Source organism: Streptomyces sp. NPDC088910, from assembly GCF_044749865.1.
Classification (GTDB): domain Bacteria; phylum Actinomycetota; class Actinomycetes; order Streptomycetales; family Streptomycetaceae; genus Actinacidiphila.
Genome location: NZ_JBIVIV010000029.1, coordinates 1 through 13,799, shown reverse-complemented (window position 1 = coordinate 13,799; position 13,799 = coordinate 1). Strand labels below are relative to the sequence as shown.

Genomic DNA, 13,799 nt, shown 5'->3' with positions numbered 1-13,799 from the left:
CATCTACCTCGCCGGACTCCACCTCGCCGGCATCTTCATCTGGTCCGCCCGATGATCCAAACGAAACGCCCTAGGCCGCGCCGCCGGACGACGACCGCCGGGCGGGCCCTAGGCGTTCGCGAGGACCCCGCAGGCGGTGAGGTGCCAGGTGGGGGCCGCGGAGCGGACGCGTCCGTCCGGCGTCTTCGCGCATCCGTCAGGGGTCGACTGCCGCGCGGCGGACGGGCGTTGAGGGCGGGGGCACCGCTGGCTCCAAAGGGTGAATGTCCATACATATGTGCTTGTGGTGGCGCGAGCGCGTCCCGGCCTACCGTTGATTGTTGCCCGCTGTCGCCGCGCGGCGGCGGGCACGGGTGCTTCGTGGTTCGGGTCGAGGTCGAGGGGGACCGCTCATGGCCAGCGCGTTTCAGGAGCAGAAGCTCAGGGGGATGTTCGGCGCGTTCGACGCCGACGGTGACGGCTACCTGCGCGAGGAGGACTTCAGGGCGCTCGTCGCCCGCTGGAACCGGCTGCCCGCGGTGGCGCCGGGCACCGAGTTGCGCGCACGCGTCGAGACGCTGCTGATGGGCTGGTGGGCGGCGCTGCTGGAGACCGGCGACACCAATGGGGACGGCGCGGTCGACTGGGGTGAACTGCTCGCGCTCGTCGACCGGTTGCCCACGATGATCGCGGACGTCGTCGCCACCGCCGACACCGTGTTCGAGGCCGTGGACGCCAACGGTGACGGCGTCATCTCCCCGGAGGAGCACCGCACGCTCGTCGAGACCTGGAACGGCCGGCCCGTCGACATGACCGGCGTCTTCGAACTCCTCGACCTCAACGGGGACGGCCACCTCAGCCGCGAGGAATTCACCCTGCTGTGGCGCCAGTTCTGGATCAGCGACGACCCGGCGGAGCCGGGCAACTGGCTGTGCGGACGGTTCCCGACGCAGCGGCACTGAGGTCGCCGCCGCGGGCCCGTGCGTGAGGCGCCGGGCCCGCGTCACGACGGCGGGCGCGATCACCTCCGGCATCCCCGGCAAGTGCGTCGACATCGCGAACAGCGGCACCGCGAACGGCACGGCCGTCCAGCTCTTCACCCGCAACGGCACGGCCGCGCAGAAGTGGACGGTCACTCCCGGCGCGGGCGGCGCGGTCCGCGCGCTGGGCGGCTGCCTCGACATCACCGGGCCGCCACCGCCAACGGCGCCCTCGTGGAGCTCTGGGACTGCGACGGCGGCGCGAACCAGGCGTGGACGCTTCCGGGCTGAGCCCGGCCCGGCCTCGGGCGGGTGGGCGGTCGGCGCATCGAGAAGCCGGTGCGCGGGTCCCGGCCGCTGCGGGAGGGGCGTACGTGCCCGCGTACGTACGCCCCTCCCGTACGTCTCTACGCCCGCCCCCGACGCCCGGCCTCCCCGACCGGGCCCGGACCAGCCACCGGCCGCTCCCGGATCAGGCCCCGATCAGGCACCGGCCACGCCCCGGCCGCTCCCGGATCAGGCCCGGACCAGGCACCGGCCGCGCCCGCGGCCCCTGTGCTCACGATCACACCGCTCGGCGGCGCGGTGCCCGTGGCCGTGGCGTGCCCGGCTCCCCGCCGCCGCCCGGCCTCCCGCGGCGGGAGAATGTGGCCCGCACGGCCGCTCCCCGCCCCCGTCCGTGGTTATTGTTGCCATACGTCAAATGTTTGGCGTCCGTCGGTGTGCGCGGCGGCTCCTCTCTGGCCCCCGGTCGCGGGTGGCCGGGATCGTCCGGGAGGGCGCTGCGATGCAGGGTGTGGCTTTCCGGGGCGGGCTGCGGGCGGACGGGCTGCCCGCCGCGCTCGACGATCCGAGGCGGCTGGCCGCGGTGGCGGCGACCGGCCTGCTGGACACCGGTCCCGAGCCGGAGTTCGAGGACCTGGCGGCCCTGGCCGGTGCGGTGACCGGCTGCTCCCGGGCGTTCATCACGCTGGTCGACGAGCGCCGCTCGTTCTGGAAGTCGTGCGTCGGGGTCGACATCACGGAGATCGCGGGTCGGCAGAATCCGGTGCGGGAGAGCTTCTGCTACTTCCTGGTCGGCCTGGACGGCGAGCCCTTCGCCGTCGAGGACGCGGCCACCGACCCGCGCACCCGCGAGCACCCCTCCGTACAGCCGATGAAGATCGGCGCGTGGGCGGGTTACCCGATCCTCGGACCGGGCGGCGAGGTGCTGGGCAGCATGTGCGTGATCGACGACCGCCCGCACGCCTGGCGCCCCACGGAACTGGCCACGCTGGCCACCCTCGCGCGGGCGGTCGGCAACGAGATCAATCTGCGGACCTCGCTGGAGACGGCGCGCACCGCGCTGGCCGCGACCACCGACCTCGTACGCAGCCTCCAGGACAGTTTCCTGCCGCCCGTCCTGCCGACGGTCTCCGGTCTGGACGCCGCCGCCTCGTACACCCCGGCGGACGGCGGCATGGTCGTCGGCGACTTCTACGACCTCTTCCAGGCCCGCGGCCCCTGGTGGTGCGCCACGATGGGCGACGTGTGCGGGAAGGGCCCGGAGGCCGCCAAGGTCACGGCGCTGGCCCGGTACACCCTGCGCGCGCAGGCCACGCAGCACCTATCGCCCGCCGTGGTCCTCGACCATCTCAATTCCGCGCTGCTCGACCAGCGCACGGACGGCCGGTTCCTGACCGCCGTGCACGCCACCTTCCGTACCACCGCCACCGGCGTGTCCGGCCGCCTGTGCACCGCCGGGCACCCGCCCGCCCTGATCCTGCGCGCCGACGGCCGCGTCCAGGAGTCGGGCCGCCGCGGCAGCCTGCTGGGCGTCCTGCCCGACGTGCACCTCACCGACGTCCGCTTCCGGCTCGCGCCCGGCGACACGCTACTGCTCTACACCGACGGCGCCACCGAGGCCCGTCCCCGCCCCATCGTCCCGGGAGCCCCGCGGCCGCTGTTCGGCGAGGAGAATCTCGCCGCCGCCCTCGCCGCCTGCCACGGCATGGACGCCCCTTCCGTCGTCCAGCGGATCGGCCGCGTCCTCGACGACCACAGCGGTGGGTGGGCGAGCGACGACACCGCCCTGCTGGCGCTCCGCGTCCCGCCCCGCACGGCCGGTATCTGACCCCGCCCGCCCCGCCCCGCACGGCCGGTCTCTGACCGTGACTGGCCCCCCCGCGCGGCCGGTCTCTGACCGCTCGCGCCGCCGGGCCGCCGCCCCTTGCTCACCTCGGCGTTCACCTCAGCCATTCATCTCGGCGCCCTGAGGACAAAAGCCGCATAGCGCCCTAGCCTCGTCTCATGGCTGACCTCCCTTTCGACGACGTCCGGGACTTCGCGAACGCCGACCGCGGCTTCGTCGCCGCGCCCGCGTCCACCGCGGTGACGGCCGAGGACGGGTCGGTGGTGTGGGACTGCGGGGCGTACGCGTTCATGACGGCGGCGCAGTGCCCGCCGACCGCGAATCCGTCGCTGTGGCGGCAGGGGCAGCTCTGCGCCCGGTACGGCCTGTACGAGGTCACGCGGGGGATCTACCAGGTCAGGGGGTTCGACCTGTCGAACATGACCCTGGTCGAGGGGGAGCGCGGCGTCGTCGTCATCGACCCGCTGATCTCGACGGAGACCGCGGCGGCGGCCCTGGCGCTCTACCGCGAGCACCGCGGCGACCGCCCGGTCACCGGATTGGTCTACACCCACTCCCACGGCGACCACTTCGGCGGCTCGCGCGCCATCGTCCCGCACGGCAGCGAGCAGGACATCCCGGTCCTGGCCCCGGCCGGATTCCTGGAGCACGCGGTCGCGGAGAACGTGTACGCGGGCACCGCGATGACCCGCCGAGCGGTCTACATGTACGGGGCGGAGCTGCCCAAGGGACCGGCGGGCCAGATCGGCGCCGGTCTCGGCGCGACGACCTCGACCGGCACGATCAGCCTGGTGCCGCCGACGGTGCACATCACCAGCACCGGGCAGGAGGAGACGGTCGACGGCGTACGCATCGCCTTCCAGCTCACCCCCGGCACCGAGGCCCCCTCGGAGATGAACTTCCTCTTCCCCGACCACCGGGCCCTGTGCATGGCCGAGAACGCCACCCACACGCTGCACAATGTGCTGACCCTGCGCGGCGCGGTCGTCCGCGACCCCCGGATCTGGGCGCACTACCTCTCCGAGGCCCTGGCGATGTTCGAGGGCAAGGCGGACGTCGTCTTCGCCTCGCACCACTGGCCCACCTGGGGCCAGGAGGAGATCACCGCGTTCCTCACCGGGCAGCGCGACCTCTACTCCTACCTCCACGACCAGACCCTGCGGCTCATCAACCAGGGCCTGACCGGCCCGGAGATCGCCGAGGAGCTCACCCTCCCGCCCGCTCTGGAACGTACGTGGGCGGCCCGCGGCTACTACGGCTCGGTCTCGCACAACGTCAAGGCGGTTTACCAGCGCTACATGGGCTGGTTCGACGGCAACCCGGCCCATCTGTGGGAGCACCCGCCGGTCGAGCAGGCCCGCCGCTTCGCCGCCGACTACGGCGGCACCGACGCCCTCGTGGCCAAGGGCCGGGAGTACGCCGACGCCGACGACCTGCGGTTCGCCGCCACGCTCCTCAACCACGCCGTGTTCGCCGAGCCCGGACACCGGGGCGCGCGCGAGGCGCTGGCCGCCGTCTACGACCGCCTCGGCCAGGGCGCGGAGAACGGCACCTGGCGCAACTTCTACCTCACCGGCGCCATGGAGCTGCGCGGCCGGCTCGCCAAGGTCCGCCTCGACACCGCCAACCCCGAGATGGCGATGGCCCTCACCGTCGACCAGCTCATCGACTCCCTCGCCGTCCGCGTCGACGGCCCCCGCGCCTGGGACACCCGGCTGACGATGGACTGGCACGTCACCGACCACCGCCGCACCTGGCGGCTGACCCTGTCCAACGGCGCCCTCACCTACCGGTCCACTCCCGGCGCCCCCACCGCCACCACCGCGGACCTCACCCTGACCCTCACCCAAGCCCAGCTCCTCACCGCCCTCGCCACCCGGAACCTCGACAACGTCACCACCGAGGGCACCCCCGACACCCTCTCCCGCCTCCTCTCCCTCCTCGCCACCCCGGACCCGGACTTCCCCCTCGTCACGCCGTGAGCGCCGCCCGTCGTTCTGGGTGATGAGAGCGCACTGGTACCGCGGTACCAGTGCCGTGCCGAAGGGTCTCCCACGGTTCCAGGGATCGCCCCGCCCGCCCTCGTAACGTCGAAGGTGCGGGTCGCGCCGCGTTCTCGACGAGTGCGATGAGTGCGACGAGCGCGACGAGCGCGATGAGTGCGACGACTGCTGCGAACGCGGTGAGCGCGTGAGTTCCGTACGCGAGGCGTGCGCGCGGGACGTGAGAGGACCAGGGGACCAGAGGCCGATGATCGAAGTGCGTGAACTGACGAAGCGGTACGGGGACAAGACGGTGGTCGACCGGCTGTCGTTCTCCGTGAAGCCCGGTGAGGTGACGGGCTTCCTCGGGCCGAACGGTGCGGGGAAGTCGACGACGATGCGCATGATCGTCGGCCTGGACGCCCCGACCCGGGGCTCGGCGACCGTCGGGGGCCGCCCGTACGCCCGGCACCGGGCGCCGTTGCGCCAGATCGGTGTCCTGCTCGACGCCAAGGGGGTCCACCCGGGGCGCAGCGCGTTCGGGCACCTGAAGGCGCTCGCGCTCACGCACGGCATTCCGCGCGGCCGGGTGGACGAGGTCATCGAACTGGCGGGCCTCGGCAGCGTGGCGGGCAAGCGGGTGGGCGCGTTCTCGCTCGGCATGGGCCAGCGGCTCGGCATCGCCGCCGCCCTGCTCGGCGACCCCGAGGCCGTCATGCTCGACGAGCCGGTCAACGGCCTCGACCCCGAGGGCGTGCTGTGGGTGCGCAACCTGCTGACCGGGCTGGCCGCCGAGGGCCGGGCCGTGATGCTCTCCTCGCACCTGATGAGCGAGATGGAGCTGATCGCCGATCACCTCGTGGTCATCGGGCGCGGACGGCTCCTCGCCGACACCTCGCTCAAGGACTTCACGCACCAGGCCGGCGGCGGCGGGGTGCGGGTCGTCAGCGGCGAGGCCGCCCGGCTGCGGGACGCGCTGGCCGCGCCGGGCGTCACCATCACGTCCTCCTCCGACGAGGAGTTGCTCGTCCACGGCTGGGCGGCCCGCGACATCGGTACGGTCGCCGCGCACTGCGGGATCGCGCTGTACGAACTGGCCCCGCAGACCGTCTCGTTGGAGACGGCCTTCATGCGCCTCACCCATGACTCCGTGGAGTACCACAGCGACCCCGCGGGCACCGAGCGGAAGGCCGCCTGATGACCACCGACACGATCGCCGTCGCCGTACGCGCCGACCGGGACGGGCAGGGGGTGACCGGCCGCCGCGTCCTGCGCTCGGAGCTGAGCAAGTTCCTTTCGCTGCGCTCCAGTTGGATCACCCTGGGGGCCTCGGTCGCCGTACTCGTCGCCTTCGGCGTGATCGCCGCCGCCGTCTACCGTCCTCCCGGCGCCGACGTGACCGGGACGCCCGACGACCCGGTCGGCCTCGCGCTGACGGGCGCGGGCGTCACCGGCCTGATCGTCGGCGTGCTCGGGGTGATGATGTCCGCGGGCGAGTACAGCACCGGCATGGTCCGTTCGACCTACGTGGCGGTGCCGCGCCGGTGGCCGGTCCTGGCGTCGAAGAGCGCCGTGATCGGCTCGCTGGTCCTGGTCCTCACCGCGGTCGCCGCCGTGGTCACCTTCGGCCTGGGCGCGGCGAGCCTGCGCGGCGACGACATCGCGCTGTCCCTGGGCGACGAGGGCGTGCTGCGCGGCCTGGTCGGCGCCGGTGTCTACCTCGCGCTGTTCGCCGTGTTCGGCGTGGCCCTGGGGACGCTGATCCGCTCCGCCTCCGGGAGCATCGCCGCCCTGGTCGGCCTGTTGCTGCTGCTGCCCGGCCTGACCGCGCTGCTGCCCGACTCGCTCCAGGACGCGGTCGAGCGGTACACCCCCGGCAACGCGGGCTCGGCGATCTACGCCCTGCACAAGGCGTCGGACTCCCTGTCGCCCGGCGCGGGGCTCGCCGTCTTCGCCGCCTGGGTGGCCGTGGCCCTGGGCGCCGCAGCCATCCGGCTGAAGCGGTCCGACGTCTGATCGTCGCGGCGGCCGACCGTTCGTCGGAAGGGTCACCAGCGGTGACAATGAGGCTTATGCACCGGGACCGGGACTTCAGGGCCACGATCGCGGCCCGGGGCCGGGATGTCAGGGCCACGATCGCGGCCCGGGGCCGGGATGTCAGGGACGGGCTCGCGGCTCGGGGCCGGGATGCCAGGGCGCGGTTCCTGGCCGGGAGGCGGGATCTCAGAGTCGGGTTTCTGGCCAGGAGGCGGGCCCCCCGCGTCGAGGTCTCCGCCCGGGACCGGGGCCCCGGGGCCGGATTCTCCGACCGCGACCCCCGAACCGCCTTCGCCGCCCCGGACCGGGGGACGCCGGTGCCGTCCCTCGGTCCCGAGGCCGCCCTGGGGCACCCGGTCCTGAACCTCATGCTGCAAGCCAGCGGCCTCCTGCGGGAGTACGACCGGCGGCACCCCTGGCTGCTGGACACCGCGGTCGTCCTGCTCTTCGCGGGCGTCTGCCTGCCCAACCTGCTCTCCGGCGGCGCGCCCGCGGCCGTCGCGGCGACCGACGCGCACGGGGCGCCGTCGACCGCCACCCTCTACGTGCTGTTCGCCGCGCTCGTCCTGCCGCTGTGGTGGCGCCGCCGCGCCCCGGCCACCGTGCTGGTCGTGACGATCGCCGCCTTCCTCGTCCAGTCCGCGATGGACGCCGGGCTCGTCGCCTCGTTCAGCCCGCTCATCGCCCTGCACAATGTCGCCCGGCACAGCTCCCCGCGCGTGCTGGGCTGGGCCACCGCCGTGGCCGCCGCCGCGAACGTGGTCGACGTCTTCGCCCTGGAGCCCGCGGGCAGCGAGTTCCTCGTCCTCTTCTTCCTCCTCGGACTGGTGACCGCCGCCGTCGCCACCGGTCTGACCCTGCGGACCCGCAGGTTGTACCTGACCGCGCTGGAGGACCGCGCCCGGCGCCTGGAGGTCGAACGGGACCAGCGCGCGAGGCTCACCGCCGCCGCCGAACGCACCCGTATCGCCCGCGAGATGCACGACATCGTCGGCCACAACCTCTCCGTCATGGTCACCCTCGCCGACGGCGCCTCGACGCTCGCCGCCCGCAACAACGAGAGCTCGACCCCGGTCCTGCGCATGGTCGGCGACACCGGGCGGCAGGCGCTGGGCGAACTGCGCCGCGTGCTCGGCGTCCTGCGCGGGGACGACGACGCCGCGGACCGGCGGCTCAGACCGCAACCGGGCATCGGCGACCTCGACATGCTCCTCGCACGGGTCCGCGCGGCGGGCCTCGCGGTCACGTACCGCACCACGGGCGAACTCGCCAAGCTGGGCGAGGGCCTGCAACTCACCGTCTACCGCATCGTCCAGGAAGCCCTGACCAACACCCTCAAGCACGCCGGTACGGCCACCGCCTCGCAGGTCACCGTGACCGCCGACGCGGGGACGGTACGCATCCGCGTCACCGACACCGGCCCCCCGTCGCACGCCGCCGGCCCCGCGGCGCCCGCCACCGGGGACGACGAGCACGGCCACGGCCTCGTCGGCATCCGCCAGCGCGTCGCCCTGTACGGCGGTACGGTCACCATCGGCCCCACCACCGACCAGCCCGGATGGACCGTCGACGTCCAGCTCGACGCGACCGTCGACCCCACCGACCACAAGGCGGAAAGCCACCTGCCATGACCACCTCCGTGCTGATCGTCGACGACCAGCCCATGCAGCGCTTCGGCCTGCGCATGCTCCTCGAGGGCAGCCCCGGCGTGACCCCCGTCGGCGAGGCCACCCACGGCGCCGAGGCCGTCCGCATGGCCGCCGAACTGCGCCCCGACGTCGTCCTCATGGACATCCGCATGCCCGGCATGGACGGGCTGGAGGCCACCCGCCAGATCATCGCGGCCGGCGGCCGTACCCGCGTCCTCATCGTGACCACCTTCGACCTCGACGAGTACGCCTACGAGGGCCTGCGCGCCGGAGCCAGCGGCTTCCTCCTCAAGGACGCGGGCCCCGAGGAACTCGTCTCGGGCATCCAGGCCGTGGCCACCGGTGACGCCGTCGTCGCCCCCAGCCTCACCCGCCGCCTGCTCGACGCCCACGCCCACCACGTCCTCACCCCGCCCGACTCCCCGGCCGCCCAGGACCCCCGACTCCGCGAACTCAGCGCCCGCGAACGCGAAGTCCTCGTCGCCATCGGCAACGGCTGGACCAACTCCGAGATCGCCCGCCACCTCGTCCTCTCCGAGTCCACCGTCAAAAAACACGTCGGCCGCGTCCTCGCCAAGATCGGCGCCCGCGACCGCATCCAAGCCGTCATCCTCGCCTACGACGCCGGCCTGGTCCGCTCCAAACGCTGACCGCCGGAACGTACGGATTCCGCCGCCCTCCCGCCACGTCCCACGTCCCACGTCCCACGCTCGGCTCGGCCCGCGCCCGGCCCCGAGGTCTCGCGGGACGGCGGCTTCCGGCACGGAACCGATCCACCCGTACGCGCCCGGCGATGCGTACGGGCAACGGGAATCCCCGGGGCGCGGGCCCGAAACCTCGGGGTGCGGCCTCGCGCTTCGTGACCACTAGGATCCCGCCATGTCTGACGATCTCGGCTTCACGTGTTCGTGCTGCGGAAACCATCACGCGGAGCTCCCCATGAGCTACTCGACCCCCGCCCCGGACGTCTGGGACCCCGCCTTCGAGGCCGATACGAACAGCATGCTGTCGTCGGACCAGTGCGTCATCAGGGGCCAGCACTTCTTCATCAAGGGCCTGATCGAGATACCCGTGATCGGCGGCGAGGACGTCTTCTCGTGGGGCGTCTGGGTCTCCCTGAGCAAGGACAGTTTCACCCGCGCCGTCGACCTGTGGGACACCGAGGGCCGCGAGGCCGAGAAGCCGTACTTCGGCTGGCTCAGCACCGAGCTGTCCCTCTATCCCGAGAGCACCACCGACCTCAAGACCAACGCCCACACCCGGCCGCTCGGCACCCGCCCCTTCATCAAGCTCGAACCCACCGACCACCCCCTCGCCGTCGAACAGCGCACCGGAATCACGCCCGCCCGCGTCCGCGAGATCGCCACGGCGGTACTCCACCCGGCCTGACCACACCCGAGGCAAACCGGCAATGGCCCGGCGCCCGCGTTCCCGATCGCGTCAAGTACCCCACCACCGCCGGGTGTCGGCTCGACGGATCGGTGTTCCGCCAGCAGCCCGGCAGGGCGGGGGAAGGCGCAGGTGGTTCGTATCTGCGGACGATGACCTCGCTGAAGTTCTTCAAGACCGAGCGCGAGTGCACGGAGCCGTCCTACGGGTGGTGGCTGGCGGAGAAGAGCCCGGTGGAGGCGGGGTTCGGGGACATCGACGGCGACCGGTACGCGGACGTGCTGTCCCGCGACCTGGCCGGTCGGCTGTGGTTCGTTCCCGGCAGCAGCGGTCGCGGACGGCTGATCGGCCCCGGCTGGAATTCCATGACGGCGATGACCCGGCACGGCGACTTCACCGGTGACGGCATCGAGGACCGGCGCCGATTGGTACGGCCTCAACGGCACCTTCTGACCCCGGCACGCGCCAACTCCCGGCTTGCGCCCCGCAGTTGATCACCAGGTGGGAGGTGTCACTGTCGGCGTCGGCCGGGGCGCGGAGCCGCAGATCAGTCAGGTTGTCGGGGTCCGGGCCCGCCGCGCGGACCTCGGCGATCGAGACCGCGGACTGCTACGATCCTGGCGAATTCGAACGTGGGGGGCCGCCGGAGGATTCACGTTCCCGGCGGATCGGTACCGTTCGAACCGTCCCTCCTCACGCCTCACGCCCCGCGCCACGCCGCCGTTGCCGGTTCCGGCAGATGTCATCAGCGCCGGTACGACCGGCTTCCTCTCGATCGGCCTGGACTCGGACCTGCTGTGGACCCGGTACGCGGGCGGCGCCACCACGCCGCTCGGCAGGGACATCGGCCGGTCCACCGCGACCTTGATGCACGGGTCGGTGTCCGACGTCGTGGCCCTGGAGCGCGGCACCGAGTACGACACGGACCACCGGGTGGAACTGCACGACATGGGGACCGGTGACATCTCGGTCGTTCCGTTGGGGAGGAACCGTTCCCTGAAGGGGGTCGTCGGATCGACGGTGGTGGCGTGCCGGGTGCCGTATCCCACGGATGACACGTGCACCGAGGCGCACTTGATGAGTGTCGGTGACGGAGTCACGACCGACCGGGTGGTCACGGGCCTGCCCAGCGGTGCCTTCGGACTGCGGGCGGCGGCCGCCACGACCGGCGCGCTCGCGCTGTCCTACAAGACCTCCGTGGCGGGCGGGACCACGGCCGACGGTCTCGCGGTGGTCGACCTCGCGTCCGGTACCGCGACCACGTCGCACCTCGCCTCGGCCGGATTCACGACCGCCATTTCCCCGGCGTACGTGTCCAGCGTGAGCACCGGGAACGCTCCGGTGCTGAGCGTGGAGAACCGGGCCACGGGCACGGTGACGCGGCTGTCCGCGCTGGGTCCCGGCTACCCCCTGACCGGCCTGGCAGGGAACTGGGCGGTGTTCGGTCCGGACACACAGCTCGGGGCGGGCTCCGCCGACTGGGACTTCTCCTTGCGGGCCGTCCCGGTGGGCGGCGGCGCCGTGCGCAAGGTCCTGGACCACGCCACCACCGTCGTCCCCGCGCCGGACGGCGCGGTGCTCGTGACGGGCGGCACTGTCGCCAAGGGCGAGGGCGTGTACCGGGTTTCCGTCGGCCCCGACGGCGCGCCGGTCGCCGACATGGTCGCCAGCAAGGGAGCTCCGACCAAGCTCGCTCTCCTCGGCTCCAGCGTCCCCGTGGCGGCGACTCTCGACCCGGCGCCGTGGAAGGCGCGGTGGCAACTGTCCCGCAGTAACGCCGAAGTGACCGTCACCCTGCTCCACACCGCGACGGGAGCCGTGGGCCGGTGGCATCTGGACCGGACCGACAACACCACCGATTGGGTGCGGATGGACTGGGCCGGGCGGATCTTCATGGACTGGACCGGGGGGATCGACAGCGGCTCCGCCCCCAACGGTGCCTACACCTGGCAGATCACGGCGAAGCCGTACGACAACCTCGGGCCGACGCTGAACGTGAGCGGCGGCTTCACCGTCGCGCGCCCGCCCGCTCCGCACGACTACACCGACAACGGCTCCCCGGACATCCTGGCCCGCGACAGTTCCGGCGTCCTGTGGCGCGAGGACACCGTGTACTACCCCGAGAGCCACCAACTGACCGGCTCCGACCGGGTCAAGGTCGGGCCGGGCTGGAACATCTACACGCAGATCACCGGAACCGGAGACTTCACCGGCGACGGCCGTGCCGACCTCGTGGCCCGCGACGGCTCCGGTGCGCTGTGGCTCTACCGGGGCACCGGGAACGCCAAGGCGCCCTACGCCACCCGCACGAAGATCGGTCCGGGCTGGAACGTCTACAAAGAGATCGTCGCGGTCGGCAACGTCGCCGGCTCCTCAGCCGGCGACCTGATCGCCCGGGACAACGCCGGTCTGCTGTGGCTGTACACGGGCAAGGGCAACGGCACCTTCGCCCCACGCATCAAGATCGGTCCGGGCTGGAACGTCTACACGCAGATGTTCGGCATCGGCGACAGCAACATCGACGGCAAGCCCGACCTCATCACCCGGGACAGCACCGGCACGACATGGCGCTACCTCGGCACCGGAAACGCCGCCGCCCCCTTCGCCAAACGAGAGCTCACCGGAGTCCTCCCCGCCCACCCGTACAACACCGGCGTCCTCCCCGCCCACCCGTACAACACCGCCCTCTGACCGCCAGCTCCCTGCCGCGTAGCAACTCGCGCGCCATCCGCGTGATCCATGGGGGACGATGACCCGGCTGGATGCCCTCCGAGCCACGGCCGGCCCGGTATCGGCGACCGAGCCGGCGGAGTCCGTCCCCGCTGTGATGACCGAACCGTGGACCGCCGCATACGGCTCAGCGAAGTTCCTCAGGGCATGGGCCCAACAGCCGGGCTTCCGCCTCCTGAAGCAGTCGGACTCAGTCCCCCCGCTGATCGCAGCCCCATCCTTCGAACCTGCCGTCAGCACATACCGCATCTGGGCCGCCCCCGCCTCCAACCTCGACCACCCGGGAGGCTCCCGCAACGCCGTGGGGGGCGGGTCTTCCGCATCGGAAGATCGTCTCCCAATTTTCTCCCAGAGAACCCGGCTCCGGAGCTGCCCAGTTACGCCGACCGGCGAGAGGCGACCGACACATCGTGACGCGGCGTCGGATTCTCTTCCGACCGGCGGGGGCCCAAATCATCCTTGTACGACTGCGGGGCCCCGTACCTCGGCTCAGGGCGCTCTGATGGGGGGACATCCTGCGCATCGACGCGTCCGTCAGTCGCATCGAGTGCCAGCCCTCCGCACCGGGTCGAGGACACTCGCCGCCCCCACTCGTGCTTATCGGTGTTCGACCGCCCACGATCCAGGCGGTTCCGTCAACGCACTCGCCCGACGTCGGCGACGTCCACAGTTCAGCGATCCGGTGCAAAGGTCCGCGTGGACTGGTTGAGTAGGAGAACCGGTGGGGACGTGGTGACTTAAGGAGTTCATGCCATGGCGACAGATGCCTCCGATGGGCCGGTTCCGCCGGCAGCCGAACGTGGGCAGCGAGCCCTCGACCTCCTGGATAAGGCAATTGACCTCCAGACGCCCCTGGTGCGGAAGAACATCGCCCGGGCACGTCAGCGGAACGACGAGGCGACACCAGCACAGGTGATCCGCA

Annotated in this window: 10 protein-coding genes and 1 pseudogene; all 11 read left to right on the top strand. The window is 72.3% G+C overall.

The genetic code is table 11. The features are described 5' to 3' along the window. The first annotated feature begins 392 nt into the window (after positions 1-392). Positions 393-941: an EF-hand domain-containing protein gene (locus tag ACIP4Z_RS35495; protein WP_355335982.1), complete on the top strand. Its 549-nt coding sequence runs from the start codon at positions 393-395 to the stop codon at positions 939-941. A 22-nt stretch (positions 942-963) separates the two neighbouring features. Continuing rightward, positions 964-1,125: pseudogene (locus tag ACIP4Z_RS35490) on the top strand (RICIN domain-containing protein); the annotation flags it as partial. A 621-nt stretch (positions 1,126-1,746) separates the two neighbouring features. Beyond that, entirely contained in the window at positions 1,747-3,072 is a 1,326-nt protein-coding gene (locus ACIP4Z_RS35485) for a PP2C family protein-serine/threonine phosphatase (protein WP_401314712.1), read from the top strand. Positions 3,073-3,248: 176 nt separating this feature from the next. Further along, entirely contained in the window at positions 3,249-5,072 is a 1,824-nt protein-coding gene (locus ACIP4Z_RS35480) for an alkyl/aryl-sulfatase (protein ID WP_401314709.1), read from the top strand. A 268-nt stretch (positions 5,073-5,340) separates the two neighbouring features. Next, positions 5,341-6,270 carry an ABC transporter ATP-binding protein gene (locus tag ACIP4Z_RS35475; RefSeq protein WP_355335988.1) on the top strand — a complete coding sequence of 310 codons (930 nt, stop codon included), beginning with the start codon at positions 5,341-5,343 and terminating at the stop codon, positions 6,268-6,270. Continuing rightward, complete coding sequence (locus ACIP4Z_RS35470; protein ID WP_401314707.1) at positions 6,270-7,088, top strand: ABC transporter permease; 819 nt, start codon at positions 6,270-6,272, stop codon at positions 7,086-7,088. The genes ACIP4Z_RS35475 and ACIP4Z_RS35470 overlap by 1 nt, the downstream gene beginning before the upstream one ends. Positions 7,089-7,477: 389 nt before the next feature. Continuing rightward, on the top strand, positions 7,478-8,740 hold the full coding sequence (locus ACIP4Z_RS35465) for a sensor histidine kinase (protein WP_401314705.1): 1,263 nt from the start codon (positions 7,478-7,480) through the stop codon (positions 8,738-8,740). Next, positions 8,737-9,408, top strand: coding sequence for a response regulator transcription factor (locus ACIP4Z_RS35460; RefSeq protein ID WP_355335994.1), 672 nt, complete (start codon positions 8,737-8,739; stop codon positions 9,406-9,408). The genes ACIP4Z_RS35465 and ACIP4Z_RS35460 overlap by 4 nt, the downstream gene beginning before the upstream one ends. A 289-nt stretch (positions 9,409-9,697) precedes the next feature. After that, on the top strand, positions 9,698-10,147 hold the full coding sequence (locus tag ACIP4Z_RS35455; RefSeq protein ID WP_391042555.1) for a DUF2199 domain-containing protein: 450 nt from the start codon (positions 9,698-9,700) through the stop codon (positions 10,145-10,147). A gap of 152 nt (positions 10,148-10,299) precedes the next feature. Beyond that, the gene (locus ACIP4Z_RS35450; RefSeq protein ID WP_401314703.1) at positions 10,300-10,641 is read left to right on the top strand and encodes an FG-GAP repeat domain-containing protein; all 342 of its coding nucleotides are present in this window, start codon (positions 10,300-10,302) and stop codon (positions 10,639-10,641) included. Positions 10,642-10,870: 229 nt separating this feature from the next. After that, positions 10,871-12,838, top strand: coding sequence for a hypothetical protein (locus ACIP4Z_RS35445; RefSeq protein ID WP_401314701.1), 1,968 nt, complete (start codon positions 10,871-10,873; stop codon positions 12,836-12,838). The last annotated feature ends 961 nt before the right edge of the window (positions 12,839-13,799 follow it).